Origin of the sequence: Amycolatopsis orientalis (assembly GCF_000943515.2) — a bacterium.
GTDB classification, from domain to species: domain Bacteria; phylum Actinomycetota; class Actinomycetes; order Mycobacteriales; family Pseudonocardiaceae; genus Amycolatopsis; species Amycolatopsis orientalis.
The window spans coordinates 508,681-531,489 of sequence record NZ_CP016174.1; the positions used below are offsets into that span (position 1 = coordinate 508,681).

At 68.8% G+C, this 22,809-nt stretch carries 25 protein-coding genes; 12 read left to right on the top strand and 13 right to left on the bottom strand.

The window, feature by feature from the left end:
• Positions 1-15: 15 nt before the first annotated feature.
• The 4 genes from dnaN to SD37_RS02500 all read right to left on the bottom strand — a co-directional run bounded on the left by dnaN (position 16) and on the right by SD37_RS02500 (position 4,118).
• Positions 16-1,080, bottom strand: coding sequence for a DNA polymerase III subunit beta (gene dnaN, locus SD37_RS02485; protein WP_044853660.1), 1,065 nt, complete (start codon positions 1,078-1,080; stop codon positions 16-18).
• Between the two features lie 9 nt (positions 1,081-1,089).
• On the bottom strand, positions 1,090-2,364 hold the full coding sequence (locus SD37_RS02490; protein ID WP_044853661.1) for an MFS transporter: 1,275 nt from the start codon (positions 2,362-2,364) through the stop codon (positions 1,090-1,092).
• A gap of 669 nt (positions 2,365-3,033) precedes the next feature.
• Positions 3,034-3,708, bottom strand: coding sequence for a Crp/Fnr family transcriptional regulator (locus SD37_RS02495; RefSeq protein WP_003081747.1), 675 nt, complete (start codon positions 3,706-3,708; stop codon positions 3,034-3,036).
• A gap of 158 nt (positions 3,709-3,866) precedes the next feature.
• Positions 3,867-4,118, bottom strand: a complete 252-nt coding sequence (locus tag SD37_RS02500; protein ID WP_005166943.1) for a hypothetical protein — start codon at positions 4,116-4,118, stop codon at positions 3,867-3,869.
• A 237-nt stretch (positions 4,119-4,355) separates the two neighbouring features.
• Between SD37_RS02500 and nth the strand changes: the two genes are divergently transcribed.
• Genes nth through SD37_RS02520 form a run of 4 tightly spaced genes read left to right on the top strand, consistent with a single transcriptional unit; the run spans position 4,356 to position 7,527 of the window.
• A complete protein-coding gene (nth, locus tag SD37_RS02505) occupies positions 4,356-5,039 on the top strand; it encodes an endonuclease III (RefSeq protein WP_037318569.1) in 684 nt (227 codons plus the stop codon).
• The gene (locus SD37_RS02510) at positions 5,036-5,632 is read left to right on the top strand and encodes a TlpA family protein disulfide reductase (protein ID WP_044853662.1); all 597 of its coding nucleotides are present in this window, start codon (positions 5,036-5,038) and stop codon (positions 5,630-5,632) included. Before nth ends, SD37_RS02510 begins: the two co-directional genes overlap by 4 nt.
• A complete protein-coding gene (locus SD37_RS02515; RefSeq protein WP_044853663.1) occupies positions 5,629-6,336 on the top strand; it encodes an NUDIX hydrolase in 708 nt (235 codons plus the stop codon). The genes SD37_RS02510 and SD37_RS02515 overlap by 4 nt, the downstream gene beginning before the upstream one ends.
• A gap of 6 nt (positions 6,337-6,342) precedes the next feature.
• A complete protein-coding gene (locus SD37_RS02520; RefSeq protein WP_037318560.1) occupies positions 6,343-7,527 on the top strand; it encodes a MarP family serine protease in 1,185 nt (394 codons plus the stop codon).
• A gap of 346 nt (positions 7,528-7,873) precedes the next feature.
• Here the strand turns inward: SD37_RS02520 and SD37_RS02525 are convergent, their stop codons facing one another.
• From SD37_RS02525 to nhaA, 4 genes are read right to left on the bottom strand one after another with little or no spacing between them, the layout of a single operon-like run.
• Positions 7,874-8,290 (bottom strand): DnaJ family domain-containing protein, encoded by a 417-nt coding sequence (locus SD37_RS02525; RefSeq protein ID WP_044853664.1) that lies wholly within the window; start codon positions 8,288-8,290, stop codon positions 7,874-7,876.
• Positions 8,287-9,210 carry an alpha/beta fold hydrolase gene (locus SD37_RS02530; RefSeq protein WP_044853665.1) on the bottom strand — a complete coding sequence of 308 codons (924 nt, stop codon included), beginning with the start codon at positions 9,208-9,210 and terminating at the stop codon, positions 8,287-8,289. Before SD37_RS02530 ends, SD37_RS02525 begins: the two co-directional genes overlap by 4 nt.
• Positions 9,211-9,225: 15 nt before the next feature.
• A complete protein-coding gene (locus tag SD37_RS02535; protein WP_145926505.1) occupies positions 9,226-9,720 on the bottom strand; it encodes a phage holin family protein in 495 nt (164 codons plus the stop codon).
• A gap of 50 nt (positions 9,721-9,770) precedes the next feature.
• Positions 9,771-10,973: a Na+/H+ antiporter NhaA gene (gene nhaA / locus SD37_RS02540; protein WP_044853666.1), complete on the bottom strand. Its 1,203-nt coding sequence runs from the start codon at positions 10,971-10,973 to the stop codon at positions 9,771-9,773.
• A 207-nt stretch (positions 10,974-11,180) separates the two neighbouring features.
• Here nhaA and SD37_RS02545 point away from each other — a divergent pair, with 207 nt between their 5' ends.
• Positions 11,181-12,641 (top strand): peptide MFS transporter, encoded by a 1,461-nt coding sequence (locus tag SD37_RS02545; RefSeq protein ID WP_083255243.1) that lies wholly within the window; start codon positions 11,181-11,183, stop codon positions 12,639-12,641.
• A 53-nt stretch (positions 12,642-12,694) separates the two neighbouring features.
• On the opposite strand, the gene SD37_RS02550 is transcribed toward SD37_RS02545, so the two are convergent.
• A complete protein-coding gene (locus tag SD37_RS02550) occupies positions 12,695-13,423 on the bottom strand; it encodes a VIT1/CCC1 transporter family protein (RefSeq protein WP_065912739.1) in 729 nt (242 codons plus the stop codon).
• A gap of 113 nt (positions 13,424-13,536) precedes the next feature.
• Here SD37_RS02550 and SD37_RS02555 point away from each other — a divergent pair, with 113 nt between their 5' ends.
• Both SD37_RS02555 and SD37_RS02560 read left to right on the top strand, forming a co-directional pair.
• Entirely contained in the window at positions 13,537-13,989 is a 453-nt protein-coding gene (locus SD37_RS02555; RefSeq protein ID WP_044853668.1) for an ATP-binding protein, read from the top strand.
• Positions 13,986-14,768, top strand: a complete 783-nt coding sequence (locus SD37_RS02560) for a tRNA(His) guanylyltransferase Thg1 family protein (protein WP_236725258.1) — start codon at positions 13,986-13,988, stop codon at positions 14,766-14,768. Before SD37_RS02555 ends, SD37_RS02560 begins: the two co-directional genes overlap by 4 nt.
• Here the strand turns inward: SD37_RS02560 and SD37_RS02565 are convergent.
• A complete protein-coding gene (locus tag SD37_RS02565; RefSeq protein WP_044853669.1) occupies positions 14,732-15,412 on the bottom strand; it encodes a DUF2848 domain-containing protein in 681 nt (226 codons plus the stop codon). The genes SD37_RS02560 and SD37_RS02565 overlap by 37 nt on opposite strands.
• A gap of 108 nt (positions 15,413-15,520) precedes the next feature.
• Between SD37_RS02565 and SD37_RS02570 the strand changes: the two genes are divergently transcribed.
• Together SD37_RS02570 and SD37_RS02575 are read left to right on the top strand one after the other, a co-directional pair.
• Complete coding sequence (locus SD37_RS02570; RefSeq protein ID WP_044854033.1) at positions 15,521-16,825, top strand: MFS transporter; 1,305 nt, start codon at positions 15,521-15,523, stop codon at positions 16,823-16,825.
• Positions 16,822-17,157 carry a cupin domain-containing protein gene (locus SD37_RS02575; protein WP_044853670.1) on the top strand — a complete coding sequence of 112 codons (336 nt, stop codon included), beginning with the start codon at positions 16,822-16,824 and terminating at the stop codon, positions 17,155-17,157. Before SD37_RS02570 ends, SD37_RS02575 begins: the two co-directional genes overlap by 4 nt.
• 55 nt (positions 17,158-17,212) lie before the next feature.
• On the opposite strand, the gene SD37_RS02580 is transcribed toward SD37_RS02575, so the two are convergent.
• The 3 genes from SD37_RS02580 to SD37_RS02590 form a co-directional block, all read right to left on the bottom strand.
• The gene (locus SD37_RS02580; RefSeq protein WP_044853671.1) at positions 17,213-17,719 is read right to left on the bottom strand and encodes a DUF6319 family protein; all 507 of its coding nucleotides are present in this window, start codon (positions 17,717-17,719) and stop codon (positions 17,213-17,215) included.
• Between the two features lie 167 nt (positions 17,720-17,886).
• Positions 17,887-19,857, bottom strand: a complete 1,971-nt coding sequence (acs, locus tag SD37_RS02585; protein WP_065912740.1) for an acetate--CoA ligase — start codon at positions 19,855-19,857, stop codon at positions 17,887-17,889.
• 100 nt (positions 19,858-19,957) lie between these two features.
• Entirely contained in the window at positions 19,958-20,536 is a 579-nt protein-coding gene (locus tag SD37_RS02590) for a GNAT family N-acetyltransferase (protein WP_044853673.1), read from the bottom strand.
• Positions 20,537-20,650: 114 nt separating this feature from the next.
• Here SD37_RS02590 and SD37_RS02595 point away from each other — a divergent pair, with 114 nt between their 5' ends.
• The 3 genes from SD37_RS02595 (at position 20,651) to SD37_RS02605 (ending at position 22,790) form a co-directional block, all read left to right on the top strand.
• The gene (locus SD37_RS02595; RefSeq protein WP_037318519.1) at positions 20,651-21,148 is read left to right on the top strand and encodes a phosphoribosyltransferase; all 498 of its coding nucleotides are present in this window, start codon (positions 20,651-20,653) and stop codon (positions 21,146-21,148) included.
• Positions 21,145-21,876 carry a Fic family protein gene (locus SD37_RS02600; protein WP_037318511.1) on the top strand — a complete coding sequence of 244 codons (732 nt, stop codon included), beginning with the start codon at positions 21,145-21,147 and terminating at the stop codon, positions 21,874-21,876. Before SD37_RS02595 ends, SD37_RS02600 begins: the two co-directional genes overlap by 4 nt.
• A 155-nt stretch (positions 21,877-22,031) precedes the next feature.
• A complete protein-coding gene (locus SD37_RS02605; protein ID WP_044853674.1) occupies positions 22,032-22,790 on the top strand; it encodes a 3-hydroxybutyrate dehydrogenase in 759 nt (252 codons plus the stop codon).
• Positions 22,791-22,809: the final 19 nt, after the last annotated feature.

The window sequence follows — 22,809 nt, forward strand, 5'->3', positions numbered from 1 at the left end:
CGTTCATAACATTTTTCAGCGGGGAAGCATCGGCATGACGTAGTAGGTCAGGGCGACATCGCCGGGGTCGGTGGAGCGGATGACGCAGGCCCGCATGCCGGGCTGGATCTCGAGCCGCACCCGTTCGCCGGTGAAACCCTGGAGCGCGTCCAGCAGGTAGCGCGCCTGGAACGAGGGCGACGTCCGGCCGCCGGAGACCTCGGCCTTCAGGGTCTCTTCGGCCTCCCCTGTGTCCTGCTTCGAACTGGCCAGCCGCAGGTGCGCGTCGCCGACCTCCAGCGTCAGCACGCGGCGCTCGTCCGCGTAGACGCCCACCCGGCGCACGGCGGCGGCCAGCGCGTCGGCGGCGACCTCGACCGTCGTGTCCACAGTGGACGACTCGATCAGCTTCTCCGACAGGAAACCCGCGTCGAGCACGGCGGTGGTGACGGCGACGCCTGCCCAGCTCAGCCCGAACCGGGTCCGGTCACCGTGGAGGCCGACGATGCCCCGAGCCTGCTTCGCCGTCTCGGCCAGCAGGCCTGCCGGGACGAGCGCGTCGATCGGCTCGCCTTCGGAGCGCAGCGGAAGGGTGGCCACGGCCATCCGGTACCGGTCGGACGCGGTCAGCCGCAGCTCGCGGCTGAAGCTCTGGACGCGGACACCGGTGAACATCGGCAGCGCGTCGTCCTTCGCCGCCGTGCCCGCGACGGTGCGCAACGCGGTCACCAAGGCGGATCCGTCCACTTCGGACACCTTGGGCGGCATCTCCGGAAGGTTCAGTTCCCGGCTCAGCAGCGGCAACGCGAAGCGGCCGCCTTCCACGCGTACGGCCAGCCGCGAGCCCTCGACGACCAGGCGCACCAGGTCGTCGTCGAGCATGCGCAACGTCTCCGCGAGCGGCCCGGCCGGGACGACGACCTCGCCGTCGGTGTGCACGATCGTCTCGGCGCTCAGGCGGACAGCTCGTTCACTGTCGCTGCCGCCGACGGTCAGCCCTTCCCGGCCGGCCCGCAGGAGCAGGCCGGACCGGGACGAAAGCAGGCGTGCGGCGGCGGAAACGGCGGACGAGAGGGAGCGGGTGGTGGCGGTCAGGTCCATGTCCGCAAGCTAGCGGGCGGCACCGACAAGTTCGGGCGTCTCGACGGCGGGCGCCGACGGCTTCGGACGGAAGGTGCCGCGCAGCAGCCAAACGACCGCGGCGAGCGCGAACCCGACGGCGCCGGCGGCGAGGAACGCCGCGTCGGTGCCCGCGTGCTCGACGAGATAGCCACTGATCGACTGCCCGAACGCCAGGCCGAGCGTCACCGCGGTGAGCACCCAGCCGAACGCCTCGGCGGCCGTGCCCTTCGGCGCGGCGATCTCGATCGCGGCCGAATGCGTCGTCGACTGGGGTGTGATGAGCGCGCCCGCGGCGAGCATGGCGAGCGCGAGGCCCCAGAGCGACCCCGGCAGCGCGAGCAGCGCCACCAGCGCGCCGAATCCGGCGAGCAGCACCGGCAGCCGCAGGCCCATCTGCCGTGGCCACGGGCGCAGGCTGTACGCGACGCCGAACGCGACCGAGCTGACCGACCACGCCGAAAGCAGGAGTCCGCCGATCGAGGTGTTCCCGGCCTCGGTGGCGGCCGCGGGGACGGCGACCTCGACGAACCCGATCACGGCGCCGAAGCCCAGCGCGGCGAGCGCGAGCGTGCGCATCCCCGGGCTGGCCAGCGCGCCGAGCAGTTTGCCGCCCGACGACGGCGCCGGGCCCCAGGCCCGCACGGTCGGGCTCAGCGCGAACAGCACCGCGCCCGCGATCATGGTCAGGGAGCCGGTCACGATGCCGGTGCCCGCCCACGGCGCGGCGATCAACAGCCCCGCGAACCCGGGTCCGAGGATGAAGAAGACCTCCATGCTGATCGCCTCGTAGGAGAACGCGGCGTTCCGGGTCGGTCCGGCGGGCAGCAGTCGTGTCCACAGTGCCCGCGAGGCCGAGCCGACCATCGGCTCGGTGATCCCGGTGCCGAAGGCGAGCGGGACCAGCACGAGCGTCGGCGCGTGGGCCTCGATCGCGAACACCAGCGCGGTCATCGCCAGCGCGAAGAGCACCGTGGTCGTCAGCAGGGGCCGCGTCGGTCCGAAGCGGTCGATGAGCCGTCCCTGGACGACCGCGCCGACGGAGACGCCGACCAGCGAACCGGCCGACACCAGCCCGGCCGAAGCGAAGGAGCCCGTCTCGCGCTGGACGTAGAGCAGCGCGGAAATGCCGATCATGGCGATCGGCAGGCGGGCGAGCAGGGACGCGACGACCGCCCCGCGGGAGCCGGGCGCGGTCAGCGCGGCCTTGTAGTCGGCGAGGGTGGTGCGGTGGCTCTCGGAGTTTCCGGACACAGACTGGGACACGCGTACCAGTATGACCTACTTTGGTACGCGAGTACCAGATCTGTGACGGTAAGGTTTGTCACCCCCGCGTTCTGGGTACTTGGGGGCTTGAACCGCCTCGGTTCATCTCGATCGGATAACAGTCGGCCCATTCTGGGTCATTCGGGGCAACAAATGGACCCAGATGGCGTCCTTGAGAGTGAAAGAACTTGAGTTCACGGCCGACGGCCGTGGATGGTTGTACAACAGCACACAGTCTCCAGCTCCCTCCGGCGTACGGGTCGGGGCCTTGTTCCGGAGGGCGGGGAGCGCGGATCGTCGGGGGATGGTCCGCGCACAGCGAAGAGCCGGTGCGCCACGTCGGGGGTGGCGCCCGGCTCTTCGTTGTTGCCGCGCGCTGACGGAAACATTCCGCAGGGCGCTGGACCGAAGTCAGGTCACGTGGGTGCTGAGGGCGCCCTGCAAAATGTTTCCGTGGGCCTTCGGCCCAAAAGAGGGCGCGCGGGGTGAAGTCTCCCCGTCGCGCTGACGCGCTTCCGGGGAGACAGTCCGCCGGTCACCTTCAGGGCTCGCCGGTCGCCTAGTGCGGTGTCGTCCCTTGTCGGGGGCGTTTCGTCCTCTGAACGCGGTGCTTGAACGCGCAACTGCCGCAAGCAGAGGACTACTTGCGGCAGTTGCGGGTGAAGATCTCTAGCGAGCGCGTCGGGCCAGGCGCTCCGGGTCCAGGATGAGGACGCTCTTGCCCTCGAGCCGCAGCCAGCCGCGGTGCGCGAAGTCGGCGAGAGCCTTGTTCACGGTCTCGCGCGAGGCGCCGACGTACTGGGCGATCTCTTCCTGCGTCAGGTCGTGGGTGACCCGCAGCAGACCGGCCTCCTGGCTGCCGAACCGCTGCGCGAGCTGCAGCAGGGCGCGCGCCACGCGGCCGGGGACGTCGGTGAAGATCAGTTCCGCGACCATGTTGTTGGTCCGGCGCAGCCTGCGAGCGACCACGCGCAGTAACTGCTCGGCGATCTCGGGGCGCGTGGAGATCCACTGCCGCAGTGCCGGGCGATCCATCGTCACCGCGCGGACCTCGGTCACGGTCGTCGCGCTGGACGTCCGGGGGCCGGGGTCGAAAATGGACAGCTCGCCGAACATGTCGGACGGGCCGAAGATGCCCAGCAGGTTCTCGCGGCCGTCGGGTGACTTGCGGCCGATCTTCACCTTGCCGGACTGGATGATGTAAAGCTTGTCGCCGGGTTCACCCTCGTTGAAGATGACATGCCCGCGAGGAAACTCCACGGATTCCAAGGTCTGTGCCAGCGCCTCGGCGGCTGCCGGCTCAACACCCTGGAAAATGCCCGCTCGGGCCAGGGTTTCGTCCACCTCGGGTGCCTCCTCATCGAGAAACGACGCCGACCCTCGTTGCCGGGGATCGTGTCGCCGATCACTTTTCGCGTCAGTCTAGGGCGTGCTGGCGAGATCGCCCGTCGGCTCGCCGCAGGCGCGTCCGTGCCGAGAACGATCTCGCTCGAACGTGGAGCCTAACTCCGCACGCGCCGCGCGCGTAGCCTGGCCGCCTTCCCGCCGAGCCTGCGCAGCCGGAACAGCTCGAGCGCGCGCCCGATTCCGTGCCCGTAGAGGGCCCTGACCTCGTTCGGCTGCGCCTGCTCGAGGAACTCCTCGACTTCGTTCTCCTGCACCGCGACGTGCTTGAGCCTGGTCTCCACGCGTTCCATGAACAGCGCGAAGAACATGATCACCAACGGGACGAGGATGACGAACCAGACTGTCATGAGCCCTGCCCTGGGAATTCCGAAAAACTGTGCATTACTCCAGATCCTCGCTCATGGCGTCCTCGATCGAAGCGCCGAGGTGGTGCTCTGGCGTGTCGGGCGTCAACCGGTGGGTGCTCCCACTGGCTCGTCCGATGGCGCCCGTAGGCTATCGGGGTGCCTCCTGCCCCCACCAATGCCCCCCGTGCGGGGGGCAAGGGTGAAAGCCGGCTCGCGTTGGTCAGACGCGCCAGGCGGATGAAGCGTTGCCTCGACGACGAGTTCCCGGACGCCCATTGCGAGCTTGACTTCACCACTCCGCTCGAACTGCTGGTCGCGGTCGTGCTGTCGGCGCAGACCACCGACGTCCGCGTGAATCAGGTCACCCCCGCGCTCTTCAAGCGCTACCGCACCGCCGCCGACTACGCCGGCGCCGATCGCGCCGAACTCGAGGAGTACCTCCGGCCGACGGGGTTCTTCCGTGCCAAGGCGAACTCGGTGATGGGACTGGGCGCGGCGCTGGTGGAGCGCTACGACGGCGAAGTGCCAGGCAAGCTGAAAGACCTCGTCACGCTGCCCGGTGTCGGTCGCAAGACGGCCAACGTCGTGCTCGGCGACGCCTTCGGGGTCCCCGGGATCACCGTCGACACCCATTTCGGCCGCCTGGTGCGCCGCTGGGGCTGGACCGAGGAGGAGGACCCGGTCAAGGTCGAGCACGCCGTCGGCGAGCTGATCCCGCGCAAGGAGTGGACCCTCCTCTCGCATCGGACGATCTTCCACGGCCGCCGCGTCTGCCACTCCCGCAAACCCGCCTGTGGCGCCTGCCCGCTGGCCAAGATGTGCCCCTCGTACGGAATCGGCCCGACTGAGTTCGAAGAGGCCGCGAAGCTGGTCAAGGGCGAAGAGCGCGAACACATCCTGGACCTGGCGGCGCGCCGGTGACCAAGGTCACCAAGCTGGCCCTCGGTGCCGCCGTGCTGGTGGTGGCCCTGATCGTCGCGCTGCTCACGGCCCGTGACGACGAGGGGCCCGTCAAGACGTCGGGGGATCTCACGGCAGCCCGCGCGAAAGCCGGGCTCGCCGCTTGCCCGCGGCCCGGGCCGGGCGAGGTGGCGAAGCTGCGCGGGGTCGACGTCGAATGCCTCGGTGACGGCTCCCGGGTCGACCTCGCCAAGGCGCTTTCCGGCGGTCCCGTGCTGGTCAACCTGTGGGCGTCGTGGTGCCAGCCGTGCCGCGGCGAGCTGCCGCTGATCCAGGAGTACGCGGCCCAGCCCGGTGCCGCGCGCGTGCTCCTCGTCCAGGTCGCCAGCTCCGGGGCCGACGGACTGGCGATGCTGGCCGAACTGGGTGTCCGGCTGCCGTCCGTTTTCGACGGTGACGGGCAGTCGGGGCCGGTGCGGACGGCACTGAAGGTCCCTCCATCCCTTCCCGCGACGTACCTGGTCACGGCGGGTGGCGACGTCCGGCTCATCGAGAACCCACGCGTCTTCATGAACACTGAGCAGGTGCGCGCCGCAGTGGAAGGGACACCATGACCGGCCCTCTCGTGGACCCGGAGGCCGTGCCGTCCTGGCTGCAACCACTGGTCAAGATCAGCCGGGACGTCGGCGCCGAGACGTTCAGCCGGTTCAGCGTGCCGCCGGACGCGAGTTATCGCCCGGCGTCCGTCCTGATGCTCTTCGGCGAGGGCCCGGAGGGGCCGGACGTCCTGCTCCAGCGCCGTGCCGACACCCTCGGCTCCCACGCCGGTCAGGTGGCCTTCCCCGGCGGAGGCGCCGAGCCCGGCGACGACGGACCGGTCGGCACCGCCCTGCGCGAGGCGGAGGAGGAGACCGGCGTCGAGCCTTCCGGCGTGCTGCCGGTGGCGATCTTCCCCGAACTGTTCGTGCCGGTGTCCGGATTCGCCGTGACGCCGGTGCTCGCCTACTGGCGGACGCCGTCCCCCGTGCACGCCGTCGACCCCGGTGAGACCGCGGCGGTGGCCAGGGTGCCGATCGCCGAACTCACCGATCCGGCCAACCGGTTCCAGGTGAAACGCGAGGGCTTCGGCTGGAAAGGGCCCGCGTTCGACGTCGGCGGGCTGTTCGTCTGGGGCTTCACGGGCGGCCTGCTCGCGATGACCTTGTCGCTCGGCGGCTGGGAACGCGAATGGGACCACGGCGACGTCCGGGACCTTGACGTAGCGTTGGCCGAACATCAGGCGCGGGTCGACGGGCGGCAAGTGCCGGAGAAGGAGTAGTCGCCGTTGAACTGGGTTGACGTACTGGTGATCCTGCTCGCGTTGCTGGCCGGTGTGTCCGGCGCGTTCCAGGGGGTGATCATCGCCCTCCCCTCGCTGGTCGGAGTGGTGCTGGGCGCGCTCGCCGGGATCAAGATCGCGCCGCTGGTCGTCGAACTGTTCGAGCATCCGGCCGCGAAGGTCGCCTTCGCGGTGGCGACCGTGGTGTTCCTGGTCGCGCTCGGCGAGACCCTCGGCGTCTGGGTCGGCCGGAAGCTGCGCCAGAAGATCAATCCGGACAAGCTCTCCGGCGTCGACAAGACGCTCGGCGCGGTGGTGCAGGCCGCGGTGGTGTTCGTGGTCGCGTGGCTGATCGCGACGCCGCTCACGGCGGTCTCCGGGGTGCCGGGGCTGGCGAAGTCGATCAACAGCTCGGTCGTGCTCGGCGGCGTCAACGACGTCATGCCGGAGGCGGCGCAAGGCTTCCCGAGCGAACTGCGCAAACTGCTGGACGCCTCCGGCTTCCCGTCCATTGTGGACCCGTTCCAGAAGCCGAACGTCCAGGACACCAGCCCGCCCGACACCGCGCTGCAGGCGAGCGAGATCGTCAAGCAGGTGCACGGCAGCGTGGTGAAGATCCGCGGCAACGCGACTTCGTGCTCACGGGCGCTGGAAGGCAGCGGTTTCGTCATCGCGCCGCAGCGCGTGATGACCAACGCGCACGTCGTCGCGGGCACCGACGAGGTCGCCATCGAGTCCACTTCGGGCAAGTTCGCGGCGCGCGTCGTCTACTTCGACCCCGAGGCCGACGTCGCCGTGCTCGCGGTGCCGAGGCTGCAGGCGCGGGTGCTCCCGCTGGCGCCGCGGGTCGCGCGGGCCGGCGACAACGCGATCGTGCTCGGCTACCCGCTCGACGGCCCGTACACCGCGACGCCCGCCAGAGTGCGCGGCCGGATCAACCTGCGCGGACCGGACATCTACGAGTCCAACACCGTGCAGCGCGACGTGTTCACCGTGCGCGGGCAGGTCCGCAGCGGCAACTCGGGCGGGCCGATGATCGACCCGGACGGGCAGGTCATCGGGGTCGTCTTCGGCGCGGCCGTCGAGGATCCGGAGACCGGGTTCACGCTGACGTCCGAACAGGTCAAGCCGGTGGTGGACACGGCTCCGGCGCTGAGCGCGAACACTTCGACGGGTCCCTGCGCGAACTAGCGTCCTTTCGCTCCCCGGCCGATGCTATGAAAGGTCCTTTCCTTGCAAAATTTGCAAGGAAAGGACCTTTCATGGCGCGCGAGGGGCGCGGCTGAAGGGGTCTTTCCTCTCATCTCACGCGGCGAAGGGCGCTTTCGTCGCATGCGATGCGGGGAAAGGGCCCTTCAGCCCCGAGCCACGACCAGGATGAGAAGACTCAGTGCGGGACGTCGCAAGTAGTCGACTACTTGCGAAGTCATGCCTGGTCGTGAGTGGTAAGTGCCGCTAGAACGACACTTACCACTCACGACACCCACATCTCTGAACCCCAGGATGGACACGCTCATTACACGCGTGAGCGGGTGGGTCAGGAGTCCGCGGAGAGGCCCTTCCGCCACTCCGCCAAGGTCTCCTCCACGTCCAGCGGCCGCGCTCGCAGGACCGGACCACCCGCCGGACGCCGATGCTCCTCGCGGATCCGCTCGTTCAGGTCCTCGACGATCTCCCGCACCCGCGCCTCCCGGCGCACCCGGGCGAGCCGATCCGGCAGGTCGTCGAGTTCCTTGGCGATCGCCAGCGAAGGCGGCAGCAGCGCCGAAACGTCGTGCCCTTCGGCGCGGACCTTGTTCACCACCCAAGCGAGCGCGGTGTCGTCGCCGTTGGTCTTCGGCAGCGGTTTGCCCGCCCCGGGCAAGTTGTCGAACTCGCCCTTCGCCTCGGCGGCACTGATCTGCCGGTCCACCCACGACTCGAACGAGACACCCGTCGGTTTGCGTTCGGTCATGCCTCCAAAATACGGAGGAAGTCCAGCAACCGCCCGGATGTCCGGTCCGGGGCCTCCAGATGCGGGAAGTGCCCGATGCCGGGCCAGCGCTCAAGCCGCGCGTCGGGGGCCCAGCGCCGCGACGCCGCAGCGGTCTCGGGCAGGACGCACCGATCGTCCTCACCGTGCAGTTGCAGGACCCGGGCGGCGAAGCGGCCTCGCAGCGCGTCGCTGAATCGGCGCCCTTCGCCGCGGAACTGCGCGCGGAACGCCCACCGGTAGTACTCGAGCGCGCTGTGCGGGACCCCCGGCACGAGCATCGCCTGCCGGAACGTCCCCACGGTGTCGGCGAAGTCCGAGGTCTCCGTCCACTGTGGACCGGACCAGGCGCGGAACAGCTCCTCGACGGCGAGCGCGTCGTCTTTGACCAGCCATTTTTCCGGCGCCATGGGTACCTGGAAGCGCAAGAGATGTCCTGACGCGCGCAGCTGTGCCGGTCGTCGCACGGCGCGGCGCAACGCCAGCGGATGCGCACCGCCGAGCACGCTCACCGAGGAGACCAGCCGGGGGTGCAGCGCGCCCACCGTCCACGCGAGCATGCCGCCCCAGGCATGCCCGACGAGGTGGGCCTTGCGCGCGCCCAGTGCTTTGATCAGCCCGCCGACATCGCCGGCGAGCGTCCAGGCGTCGTAGCCGCGCGGGGGCTTGTCCGAATCGCCGTACCCGCGCAGATCCACCGCCACCGCGCGGAAACCGGCGTCGGCGAAGGCTGTCAGCTGGTGGTGCCAGGTCCACCAGAACTCGGCGAACCCGTGCAACAGCAGCACCATGGGCCCGTCGCCGAGTTCGGCGACGTGCAGCCGGATGCCGTTCGCCGAGACGTCACGATGAGTCCACGGGCCGTCGATCCGGACGATCGACGGATCCGGTGTCGCCTGCACCGCCTCGAAAACCCGTCAGCTGTGGTCGGCGGGGGAGTCGTCGCGGTGCGGCTTGAACGCGGCGGCGGTGTCCTTGAAGCTGTTGATCGTGCGCTCCGGCGCCTTGATCTTCTTCATCTTGCGGTAGCCGAGGAAGCCCGCGACCGCCGTCGTGGCGAGCATCAGCCCGAACACGATCAGGAACGCCGCCCAGCGCTGCAGGAACTCCGACAGCAGTTCGCCGAGGAAGAAAAAGAAGAAGAACGAGCTGTACAGCCCGATGACCAGCGCGATCAGGAAGTAGATGGCGCCCTTGACGCCCTTCTTCGCCTCCGCGACGACCTCGGACTTGGCCAGCTCGACTTCGGCGCGGATCAGTGTCGAGACATGCTGGGTGGCATCGCCGACGAGCTTCCCGAGGGACTGCTCGCTCGCTACCACGTCGTCATCGCTCGACAGGGGGAGGTAGGGCACGGCCCCCACGCCGTCGGGGCCGGTGCGTTCGTGCTTGGGGCTGCTCACACCGGTCATCGTGCCACGTGCCCTCAGCACGGGCGCGGCGGACCGGCGAGTGTCGCGCCTCAATCCTCCTGAGCGTGGACGCGGCTGCGGTGCATCAGCAGGGCGGCCCCCGCCAGCGAGGCGACGGCGGAAGCGATCAAGACGGCCGTCTTCGCCAGTTCGACGTCCGCGCCGTCGAGCGCCAGATCGGCGATCAGCAGGCTCACGGTGAACCCGACACCGCCGAGCATCGACAACGCGCCGATGTCCCGCCAGCCCATTCCCCGGGGTTTCTCCGCGAGCTTGAACTTCACCGCGAGCAGGCTGGCGCCGAAGATCCCGACGAACTTCCCGCCGACCAGACCGGCGAGCACGGCCAGCGGCAACGCCGTGGTGAAGACGGCTCCGAGCGAGTCGGCGTTCACGGTGATCCCGGCCGCGAACAGCGCGAACAGCGGCACCGCCACCGCGGCCGACCACGGCTGCAGCCGGTGTTCGAGCCGGATCGCCGGTGCGTGCTCCTCGCCTTCGTCGGCGCGGACGCGGGTGAGCAGGCCGAGCGCGACCCCGGCGATGGTGGCGTGGACGCCGGCCGAGTGCACCGCGACCCAGGTGACGACCGCCAGCGGCACATAGATCCAGGCGCTGCGGACGCGGCGGTGCTGCAGGTAGGCGTAGAGCGCGAGGGCCACGACGGCGACCCCCGCGGCGACGAGGTCGAACTTCGCGGTGAAGAGGATCGCGATGACGAGGATGGCGCCGAGGTCGTCGACCACCGCCAGCGACAGCAGGAAGACCCGGGCGCTGCTCGGCAGGTTCGACGCGGTCAGCGCGAGCACGCCAAGCGCGAACGCGATGTCGGTGGCGACCGGGATGGCCCACGCGCGGTCGATGCCCGGCGTCCCCCAGCCGACGGCGAGCGCGATCAGGGCCGGGACGACCATGCCGCCGAGCGCGGCCACCACCGGCAGGATCGCCTGCTTGAACCGCGAAAGCTCGCCGACCACCAGTTCGCGTTTGAGTTCGAGGCCGGCGACGAAGAAGAACAGCGCGAGCAGACCGTCTTTGGCCCAGTCGCCGATCGTCAGATTCAGGTGGAGGAATTCGGGGCCGAGCCGGAAGTCGCGAATCGCGCGGTAAATGTCGTCGATGGGCGAATTCGCCCAGAGCAAGGCGATCGCGGTCGCCCCGAGCAGGATCATCCCGCCGGTGGTTTCGGTGCGGAGATAGCGGGCGAAGTCGGCGACGACGGCTTTCGCGGGGCGGTTGGGACCGCTGGTCACGGCATCCTCCGGATTTCGGCAACGACGAATACTGTTGCCGACCAGACTTCCCGGCGCACCTTGACGCAATTTTAATGCTTCCAGCTGGGGAAATCTCGCCTTCATGACTGTTGCCACAGGATCGCTACGGACGTCGGTGTCCGGTCCACATCATGAGCTTCTAGCATGTCAACGGAAAACGACAACGATGTCTTCGATAAGGACGGCATGGTGAGTACCTCTACCGAGGTCCAGCAAGACACGAGGTTCTTCGGGCACCCACGAGGGCTGGCGAACCTCTTCGGCGTCGAGATGTGGGAGCGATTCTCGTTCTACGGGATGCTCGGCATCCTCCCCATCTACCTCTACTACGAAGTCAGCCAGGGCGGCCTCGCGCTGCCGAAGGCCTCCGCGCTCGGCATCGTCGGCGCGTACGGCGGCATGGTCTACCTCTCGGCGGTGATCGGCGCCTGGGTCGCGGACCGCGTGCTCGGCTCCGAACGGACGCTGTTCTACAGCGCGATCCTGATCATGGTCGGCCACATCAGCCTGGCCCTGCTGCCGGGGCTGGCCGGTATCGGTGTCGGTCTCGTCTGTGTGGCCGTCGGCAGCGGCGGGCTGAAGTCCAATGCCACGGCCATCGTCGGGACGCTGTACGCGCCGGGCGACGAGCGCCGCGACGGTGGTTTCACGATCTTCTACATGGGCGTGAACGTCGGTGGCTTCGTCGGGCCGCTGCTGACCGGGCTCGCGCAGAGCGAGATCGGCTTCCACGTCGGCTTCGGGCTCGCCGCGATCGGGATGGCGCTGGGCCTGATCCAGTACACGATCGGCCGCAAGAACCTCGGCGACAAGGCGAGCGAGATCCCGAACCCGCTGCCCGCGTCGCGGCGTCCGCTGGTCTTCGGCGCCACCGCGGTGGGTGTCGCGGCGATCGTGCTGCTGGTGGTCTTCGGTGTCATCAACCCGGCCAACCTGGTCGACATCGTGGTCGGGGCCGTCGCGGTCATCTCGGTCGTCTACTTCGTGGTGATCATCAGCAGCAAGAAGATCACCTCCGACGAACGCAGCCGGGTGTACTCGTTCATCCCGATGTTCATCGCGAGCGCGGCGTTCTTCTCGCTGTACCAGCAGCAGTTCACCGTTGTCGCGGCCTACACCGATGAGCGCCTCGACCGCACCATCTTCGGCTGGGAGATGCCGGTGGCGTGGGTCAACTCGATCAACCCGGTGTTCATCATCGTGTTCGCGCCGGTGATCGCGGCGATCTGGACGAAACTCGGTTCGCGGCAGCCGTCCTCGCCGATCAAGTTCGTGCTCGGCACGGTCGCCATGGGCGTGGCGTTCCTGCTGTTCCTCCCGATGGTCGGCAGCGGCAAGAACGCGAGCCCGCTGCTCGCGCTGGTGGGCATCCTGTTCGTGTTCACCATGGCGGAACTGATGCTCTCGCCTGTCGGTCTTTCGCTGTCGACCAAACTCGCGCCGGAGGCGTTCCGGACGCAGATGGTGGCGCTGAACTTCCTGTCCATCTCACTCGGTACCGCGATGTCCGGAAAGCTCGCCGAGTACTACACGGTGGACGACGAAGCGCCGTACTTCAGCATCGTGGGCGGAGTGGCCATCGTGATCGGGGCGGCGCTCCTGGTGGCGACACCGATGATCCGCAAGCTCATGAAGGGCGTTCACTGACCTTCTCGTGAGTGGTGATGACGGTTCTGACCCTCGTCACCACTCACGAGGCCCTAGTCCACGGTGACGCCGAAAAGCACGCCGACGTAGTACGTCACCACCATCGTCAGCGCGCCGACGCCGACGTTCCGCGCGATCGCCCGGCCGATCCGGGCGTCGCCGAGTTTCGCGCTGATGAACCCGGTCAGCGCCAGCCCGACCACCACCGCCGACGCGCACGCCCAGACCCGCGCCGACGTCGCCGTCCACAGGATCGACAGCAGCGGCAGCAGGGCACCGGCGGTGAACGCCACGAGCGACGCCCACGCCGCCTGCCACGGACTGGTCAGATTGTCCGGATCGATGCCGAGTTCCGCCTCCGCGTGCGCCTGCAACGCGTCCTTTTCGGTCAGCTCGCGGGCGACCTGGGCGGCCAGTTCCGCGGAAAGGCCCTTCGACTCGTAGATTTCCGCGAGTTCGCGTTCTTCGGCCTCGGGCATCTCTTTCAGTTCGCGCTTTTCCAGCCGCAACTGCGCGCGTTCCGTATCGCGCTGGGTGCTCACCGAGACGTATTCGCCACCCGCCATCGAAAGCGCGCCCGCGACCAGGCCCGCGATTCCGGCCGTCGCGATCGTGGTGGAGTCGGTGGTCGCGCCCGCGACACCGACCACGATGCCGGCGACCGACACGATCCCGTCGTTCGCGCCGAGGCCCCCGGCGCGCAGCCAGTTCAGCTTCCCGCCGAGGGTCTCGTGCGGTTCGTGGGGATGCGAAGTCGATTCGCCGGAGATGGTTTCGGTCACCCATTCAGTGAAACACGGGAAACGCAATTCGGCGAGTGGGGATCGTGCGTGGTCAATGCAGGCAAACCTTATTCATTATTGGCTTACCTAACTCGTCGGCTAGATTGTGGCGCATGGTCGAGGTGGTGATCCTGATCGGGCTGCAGGCGTCCGGGAAGACGACGTTCTTCCACCGGGAGTTCGCGAGCACGCACGTCCACCTCAGCAAGGACAACTTCCGCCACGCCCGCCGCCCTCAGGCGCGGCAGCTGAGGATACTGACCGAGGCGCTCGAAGACGGCCGTTCGGTGGTGGTGGACAACACCAACCCTTCCCCGGAGGAATGGGCGCCGCTGATCGAGGTCGCGAGGCGGCACGGCGCGACGGTCGCGGCGTACTGGTTCCCGCCCGACCTCGCCGGATCGCACCGGCGCAACGCGCTCAGGACGGGAAAAACCCGGGTGCCGGACGTCGGTCTGTATGCGACGCTCAAGCGTCTTCGGCGGCCTGGCGCCGAGGACGGGTTCGACGAGCTGTACACCGTCGGTTTCGACGGTGCGGGCGGTTTCGTCGTGGAGCGGGGGTGACCGTGGAGGCCGGTGGTTTCGAGGCGCGGCAACGGGAACGCGAGTGGTTCCACGGTCTGACCGTGCCGCCGGGTTCGTGGACGGTGCTCCGCGTCGACGGCCGCGGGTTCTCGAAGTTCACCGAAGCGAGTTTCGAGAAGCCGTTCGATCCCCGGTTCAGCGCGTGCATGGTCGAGACGGCGCATGCCTTGATGGCGGAATTCGCCGCGCCGTACGTCTACACCGAGAGTGACGAGATCTCGGTCCTGCTCGACCCCGCCGCCGCTCTTTTCGGCCGTGGGGTGGAGAAACTCGTGTCGATCTCCGCGGGGGTCGCGTCGGCGGCGTTCACGCACGCGGCCGGCGTGCCCGCGCACTTCGACGGCCGGATCTGGCTCGGCACGACGGCGAGCGACGTCGTCGACTATTTCTCGTGGCGCCAGGCGGACGCGACACGCTGTGCGCTCAACGGCTGGTGCTATTGGACCTTGCGCAAGGCGGGGAAATCGGCACGCGAAGCGGGGGGCATCCTGGAAGGCGCCGGTATCCCCGAGAAGAACGAGCTGCTCTACGCGCACGGCATCAACTTCACCGAACTGCCCGCCTGGCAGCGGCGCGGCGTCGGGCTGTACTGGGAGACCTACGAGCACACGGGGTTCGATCCCGTACGGGAGATCGAGGTCGCCGCGACCCGGCGCCGCGTCCGCGTCGAGCGTGAGTTGCCGATGAAGGACGAGTACCGCGCCTTCGTCGGCGAACTGCTTCAGCCGATCGGTTCGGGCAGCCGCCGCACCCGGTAGGCCAGGTCGATCGTCTCGCCGGTCGCCGGGTCGCCCAGTTCCACGCGCCAGGAGTCGGTGAACTGGTCGACACCGTGAACCATCGGGATCGTGCCCGAGATCAGTACCGTGCCCGGTGCGTGCAGGCCGCGTTCGCGCAGCACGTCCAGCCAGTACGACGGCGGCAGCAGTTCCGCGAGTTTTCCTTGCTGGATCAGGGTTTCCCCGGCCCAGGCGGAGAGCGTGAGGTCGTCGAGCCGGTCCTGGACGTCGACGAGACGCCAGGCATTGGCGGCGAGGACGTCGGGGCCGGCGTTCTTGCTCCACGCGACGCCGTGCGCTTCGAGCGCGCGGTCGGTGTGGTCGCAGGCGGCGGTCAGGAGGACGTCCTCGGGCGCGGGTCCGGTGATGACGATGGCCCACTCCGCCTCGCCGGAGGTCCGCTCGTGCTGCACGGGGACCTCGTCGGTCTGACTCGCCAGGTACGGCGCGACCGGGTAGAGCGCCGGGATCACCGAGGGCGCGGGGGCGCCGAGCTCGGCCAGTTCGGCCACGTGGGCGGCGACGTCCTCCTGGCTGCGACCGGCGTATCCGGCGTTCAGGAGCGTGTGGACCTCGGTCCGCCGCTCCTGGCCGTCGGGAAGGGTGAAACGCAGCTCAGGCATCTGTCCTCCGAGATTGGGGGTTGCGCATACGCCTTGTATACAAGGAGTATATCCGCAATTCAACCCCTCCCGGCGGGGTTGAGGACCTCGAACGGACGGGATGTGGACATGACTTCACCAGCCGGTGACCGGCGCTCGCTGCACAAGGCCTTCGCGGCCAGCCTCTCGGGAACAGCGCTCGAGTGGTACGACTTCGCGGCCTACTCGGTGGCGGCCGCGACGATCTTCGGGCACCTCTTCTTCCCCTCGGAGGACCAGCTCGCGAGCACGATGGCGGCGTTCTCCACCTACGCCGTCGGCTACCTCGCCCGTCCGCTGGGCGGGATCATCTTCGGCCGCCTCGGCGACGTGCTCGGCCGCAAACGCATCCTGGTCATGACGCTCGTCCTCACCGGTGTCGCGACCTTCCTCATCGGCGTCCTGCCCACCTACGAGACCATCGGCGGTTTCGCGGCGGTCATGCTCGTCGCGCTGCGGTTCGCGCAGGGTGTCGGCATCGGCGGCGAATGGGGTGGCGCCGTCCTGCTGTCGAGTGAGTTCGGCGATCCCGGCAAACGCGGATTCTGGGCGTCGGCCGCGCAGATCGGCCCGCCTGCGGGCAACCTGCTCGCGAACGGCGTCCTCGCCGTACTGGCCGCGCTGCTCACCGAGGACCAATTCAACAGCTGGGGCTGGCGGATCGCGTTCCTGCTTTCCGGCGCGCTGGTCGGTTTCGGCCTGTGGATCCGGCTCAAACTGGAGGAGACGCCGGTCTTCCGCCGGATCCAGGAGCGCGGCGAACGCCCGTCGGCGCCGGTCTCCGAGGTCTTCCGCACCGAACGCCGCGCGCTCGTCGCCGCCGTGCTGATCCGTGTCTGCCCGGACGTGCTCTACGCCCTGTTCACCGTCTTCGTCCTCACCTACGTCACCACGCACACCGGCCTCTCGCGCGGCGCGGGGCTGGCCGCGGTGATGATCGGTTCGGCGTTCCAGCTGGTGCTGATGCCGTTGTTCGGCGCGCTGTCGGACCGGGTTTCGCGGCGCAAGATGTACCTGATCGCGACCATCGCCGCCGGGATCTGGCCGTTCGTCTTCTTCCCGATGATCAGCGGCGGTTCGTTCGTCATGCTGGTGATCGGGATCGTGCTCGCGCTGGTCATCCACGCCGCGCTCTACGGGCCGCAGGCCGCGCTCGTCACCGAGCAGTTCTCGCCGCGGCTGCGCTACACCGGCAGTTCGCTGGCCTACACCCTCGCCGGTGTCATCGGCGGGGCGCCCGCGCCGCTGCTGCTGACGGCGCTGCTCGCCGGCTACGGCACCTGGGTCGCGATCGGCGTCTACCTGCTCGCGACCGCCGTGGTGACCGTCATCGGCGTCGTCCTCGCCCGCGACCCGGACCGCGAGGAGGTCGTGGAGCCGGAGCCCGCGCGATGAGCTGGACGCAGATGTCCACAGTGGAGGGTTTGCCGCTGATCGGCGGCCAGGGCCGGTACCGGGCGCTCGCGCGGGCGGAAGGCGGTCTGGCGTACGAGATCTTCTATCCGGCCGGTGTCGCTTCTGCCGTGCACAGCCACGATCACGACAGCATCGTGTACCTGCTGTCGGGTTCACTGCGGGGCACGCTCGACGGCCGGGAGGTCGCGCTCGAAGCGGGCGGGACGATCGTCCACCCGCGCGGTGTCCCGCACAGTGTCGAGGCCATTGTGGACAGTCGCTGGATCGAGTTCAAGACGCCGCTGCCTTTGCGGCCGCCGATCGGCGGATAACAGAAACCGGGGCGGACACTGATTTCCAGCGTCCGCCCCGGTCGGGAGGAAAGTCTTAAGCGTCCAGCTCGGCCAGCGCCAGCTTCGCCTTCTCCAGCTCGGCCTCGAGCTGGGCCACCTTCGCGGCCTGCAGCTCGCGGGCGGCGTTGATGACCTCGTCGATCGGGCCGGACAGGTCCGCGTGCAGCTCCTTGGCGGCGCGGGACACGGCGGCGGCCGGGATCTCCAGGCCCTTCGCGACCCACTTGGCGCCGTTCTTGAGCTCGGCCTGCCACTCGCCGTCGGCGGTGCCGGTGACCGTGAGCGTCAGCTCGACGGTGCGGGTCTTCTTGGCCGTGGTGGCGACCTTGGGGCGGCCGCGCTTGGGCTTGGGGGACTCGGCCACCTGATCGTCGGAAGCCGGGGCCTCGTCGGACTTCGGGGCGTCGGTCGTTTCGGGAGTCTCGGCCTTGGACTCGGCCGGGGTCTCGGTGGCCTCCGCCTGCGGCGTCGAGTCGACGGGCGCTTCGGTAGCCGCTTCTTCGGACGCGGCGTCAGTGCGCGTCAAGGCATCCACGGTCATCGTCGGTGTCGTCTCCTTGCCCGGGTATGGGGTGGTACCCGGCACATCCTAGAACAGGCGTTCGAGTGGTGCGCGGCGGGGTGTGCTAGGCGTGTCGGACGCCATGAAAGGTCCTTTCCTTGCAAAATTTGCAAGGAAAGGACCTTTCATGGCGCGCGTAGGGAGGGCTACTCCTCGGACTTGCCGGTCTTCAGGCCCGAAGAGATCAGGTCCATCACCGACGAGTCGGCCAGCGTGGTCACGTCGCCGACCTGGCGGTTCTCGGCGACGTCACGCAGCAGGCGGCGCATGATCTTGCCGGACCGCGTCTTCGGCAGCTCCTGCACGACCAGGATCTGCCGCGGCTTCGCGATCGGCCCGATCTCCTTCGCCACGTGGTTGCGCAGCTCCTGAACGGCCTGCTCGCCCCCGTCGACGGCGTTGCCGCGCAGGATGACGAACGCGACGATGCCCTGCCCCGTGGTCGGGTCGGTCGCGCCGACGACGGCGGCCTCGGCGACCGTCGGGTGCGAGACCAGCGCGGACTCGACCTCGGTGGTCGAGATGCGGTGACCGGACACGTTCATCACGTCGTCGACGCGGCCCAGCAGCCAGATGTCGCCGTCGGCGTCGTACTTCGCGCCGTCACCGGCGAAGTAGTAGCCCTGGTCGGCGAAGCGCGACCAGTACGTCTCGCGGAAGCGCTGCTCGTCGCCCCAGATGCCGCGCAGCATCCCCGGCCACGGCTTGTCGAGCACCAGGTAGCCGCCGCCACCCTTGCCGACCTCGACGCCCTGGTCGTCGACGACCTTCGCCGAGATGCCCGGCAGCGCCTTCTGCGCCGAACCCGGCTTCGTGGAGGTGACGCCCGGGAGCGGCGAGATCATGATCCCGCCGGTCTCGGTCTGCCACCAGGTGTCGACGATCGGCGCGGAGTTCGCGCCGACGTGCTCGCGGTACCACATCCACGCCTCGGGGTTGATCGGCTCGCCGACACTGCCCAGCACGCGGAGCGAGGAGAGGTCGTACTTCTCCGGGATCTCGTTGCCCCACTTCATGAACGTGCGGATCAGCGTGGGCGCGGTGTAGTAGATGGAGACCTTGTGCTGCTGCACGATCTCCCAGTGGCGGCCCTCGTGCGGGGGGTTCGGCGTGCCTTCGTAGACGACCTGCGTCGCCCGGTTCGCCAGCGGCCCGTAGACGATGTAGCTGTGGCCGGTGATCCAGCCGATGTCGGCGGTGCACCAGTAGACGTCTTCGCCCGCCTTGTGGTCGAAGACGTTGTGGTGCGTGTACGCCGCCTGGGTCAGGTAACCGCCGGAGGTGTGCAGGATGCCCTTCGGCTTCCCGGTGGTGCCGGAGGTGTAGAGGATGAAGAGCGGGTGCTCCGAGTCGAACGCCTGCGGCGCGTGCTCCGCCGACTGGCCGTCGACGAGGTCGTGCCACCACACGTCGCGGCCTTCGGTGAGGGGCACCTCGTCGCCGGTGCGGCGGACGACGATGACCTTCTCGACCGATTCGGCGCCTTCGAGCGCTTCGTCGACGTTCACCTTCATCGGCGCGGCCTTGCCGCGGCGGTACTGGCCGTCGGTGGTGATGACGACCTTCGCGGCCGCGTCATCCACACGGGAACGCAGCGCTGTCGGGGAAAAACCACCGAAGACGACACTGTGCATGGCACCGATGCGGGCGCACGCGAGCATCGCGACGATCGCCTCGGGCACCATCGGCATCTGGATTGCGACCCGGTCGCCCGCCGTGAGCCCGAGGGACTCGAAAGCGTTCGCGGCCTTGGAAACCTCGTCCTTCAGCTGCGCGTAGGTGATGTCCCGGCTGTCACCGGGCTCGCCGACCCAATGGATCGCGACCTGCTCGCCGTGGCCGTCCGCGACATGGCGGTCGACGCAGTTGTAGGCGACGTTCAGCTTGCCGCCCACGAACCACTTCGCGACCGGCGCATTGGTCCAGTCCAGTACCTGTGACCACTTCGTTTCCCAGTGGAGGCGTTCCGCCTGCTTGGCCCAGAACGCTTCCCGGTCGGCGTCGGCTTCGGCGTAGAAGTCGGCGGTGGCATTCGCTTGCGCGCTGAAGGTCTCACTCGGGGGGAAGGTCCTGCTCTCCGTGAGCAAATTGTCCAGCGCCGGCGACTGCTCGGTCATGGTGCGATGCCTCCTGTGATTCGCGTGTCTTCACGCCCGTTGGCACGCTATCGACGTTACGACGCGAAGTAAAAGGTTGCATCGCGGTTGCGCACGGCATTCACACGCTTGAGGACAAGGCGGTACGGACCGCCGGCCATTCTGGTCCGGTGAGGGAGTAGAGGACGGTGTCTCGCACGGTTCCGTCGGGCCGGACGCGATGCGCGCGCAGCACCCCTTCCCGTTGCGCGCCGAGACGTTCGATCGCGCGCTGCGACTTCAGGTTGCGGATATCGGTCTCCCACGCGACGCGGTTCGCGCCGAGGTCGTCGAAAGCGTGGCGCAGCAACAGGAGTTTCGACTCCCGGTTGAGCCCGGAGCGCTGCCAGGCGGTACCGATCCAGGTGTAGCCGATGGACAGGATCCGGTGGCGCGCGTTGATCGCGTAGAACGACGTCGTGCCGGCGACCTCGCCGGTGTGCGCGTCGATCTGCGCCCAGGCGCGGCGGTCGGTGTCGGCGAGGATGTCGTCGACCATCGCTTCGGCGGCGGCGAGGTCCTCCGGGCGCCGGAGACTGAGCCAGGTCCAGATCGCCGGGTCGGATCCGGCTTCGAAGAGGCCCTTCGCGTGGTCGCGGGTGAGGGGTTCGAGGCGGACGCGTTCGCCGGTCAAGGTCGCATGGTGGTTCCAGTCGGTCACGATCTTGACGCTACGACCGGTAATGGCCTTGCTGGATAGCCAGTTTCGAAGCATTCGAGAAGGCCACTGGGGTGTTGCCTATGCTCGCGGGAACGATCGAGAAGGCGAGGCGGCATGGCCGAAGAGCGGGAAGAGCTCACCTGGGAGTTGTTCGGGTCGGCCAGCAGGGATCTGGCGCAGGCCGTGGCCGACGACGGCTTCGAGCCGGACCTGATCCTGTCGATCGCGCGCGGCGGGCTGTTCGTCGCCGGCGCGCTCGGCTACGCGCTGGACGTCAAGAACCTGCACGTGATGAACGTCGAGTTCTACACCGGTGTCGATCAGCGTCTCGATCTGCCGGTGATGCTGCCGCCGGTGCCGAACGTCGTCGACCTGACGAAGAAGAAGGTGCTCGTCGCCGACGACGTCGCGGACACCGGCGCGACCCTCAAGCTGGTCCGCGACTTCTGCGCCGACCACGTCGCCGAGGTGCGCTGCGCGGTCGTCTACGAGAAGCCGCGTTCCGAGGTCAAGTGCGAGTACGTCTGGAAGCACACGGATCGGTGGATCAACTTCCCGTGGTCGGTACAGGCGCCCGTGGTGCGGCGCGCCGGGCAGGTGCTGGACGCATGACGGATCCGCTGAAGCCGCTGCTCGACCTCGAAGGGGTCGCGGCGGCCGCGAAATCGGCGCAGGACGCGGTGTTCGCCGTGCACCGGCTGCCCGCCAACCTGCGCGGCGGTGCCGCGACGGCCGCCGAAGCGTCCGTGCGGTCGGCGCGGGCGTCGGCCGGGATCGAAGGCGCCGCCCCCGAACTGCCGGAGTCCGGTGAGGTGACCGATCCGGTGCTGGCCGGCGCGTTGCGGGTCGCGGAAGCGCTGGAGGGCATGCTCCCGACCTGGCGGCGCGCGCCGCTGCAGGCGTTGGCGCGGCTGCATGTCCTCGCGGCGTCGGATCTCGTGTCGGACCTCGACGCGCTGGGACGGCCGCGGTCGTCCGGCGACGTCGGGCCGCGGCTGGAGATGCTGGCGCAGCTCGTCACCGGTGCGACGTCGGTACCGGGGCCGGTACTGACCGCCGTCGTGCACGGAGAACTGTTGGCACTCAAGCCTTTCGGCTCCGCGGACGGGGTCGTCGCACGGGCGGCCGCCCGGCTTTCGGCGGTGGCGACGGGGCTGGACCCGAAGGCGCTGACGGTGCCGGAGGTCGCGTACTTCCGCCGGGTGCCGAAGTACCTCGAAGCCGCTTCGGCCTTCGCCGAAGGGACTTCGGAGGGTGTCCGGTCCTGGCTGCTCTTCTCGTGCGAAGCGTTCGAGGCGGGCGCTCGCGAGGCGAAGTCCATCTCGGACGCCGCCGGTTAGCCCGCGTTTCGTCCTCTGGATGCGGTACTTGCACGCGCAACCACCGCATCCAGAGGACGAAACGCAGGGGTGTGACGGGCACATACAGGATCTTGAGCAGGTGTAGCGCGTAGCCACATGGTTTAAGTGCCGGGGGCGACCTAACGTCGTCGGGCATGAGTGGTGCGTATCACAGCGATCTGGCCGGGAAGTCCGCGCTGGTCACGGGCGCGGCGAGCGGTATCGGCCTGGCCTGCGCCGAGTCGCTCGCCGAAGCCGGGGCCAAGGTCCACCTCGTCGACATCGACGACGCCGTCGAAAAGGCGGCGGCAGGCGTCAACGGCATCGCGCACGTCATCGACCTCACCGACGCCCAGGCCATCGAGACCCTCCCGGCCGAGATCGACATCCTCGTCAACAACGCCGGTTTCCAGCACATAGCGCCGATCGACGAGTTCCCGCCGGAGACGTTCGTCCGGCTCCAGTCGCTCATGGTCACCGCGCCGTTCCTGCTCATCCGCCGTGTGCTGCCGAGCATGTACGACCGCGGCTGGGGGCGCGTCGTCAACATGTCGAGCGTCCACGGGCTCCGCGCGAGCCCGTTCAAATCCGCCTACGTCACCGCGAAGCACGCCCTCGAAGGCCTCTCCAAGGTCACCGCGCTCGAAGGCGCGGAACACGGCGTGACCAGCAATTGCGTCTGCCCCGGCTACGTCAGGACGCCGCTGGTCACCGGCCAGCTGGAGGCGCAGGCCGAGGAACACGGCCTCGAACGCGACGCCGTCATCGAACAGGTCCTCCTGCGGCGTTCGGCGATCAAACGGCTGATCGAACCCGCCGACGTCGCCGCGTGCGTGCTCTGGCTCTCCGGCGACCACGCCGCCCATGTCACCGGTACCTCGATCCCCCTCGACGGTGGCTGGACCGCCGCGTGAACCCCTGTGTCTCCGGGTG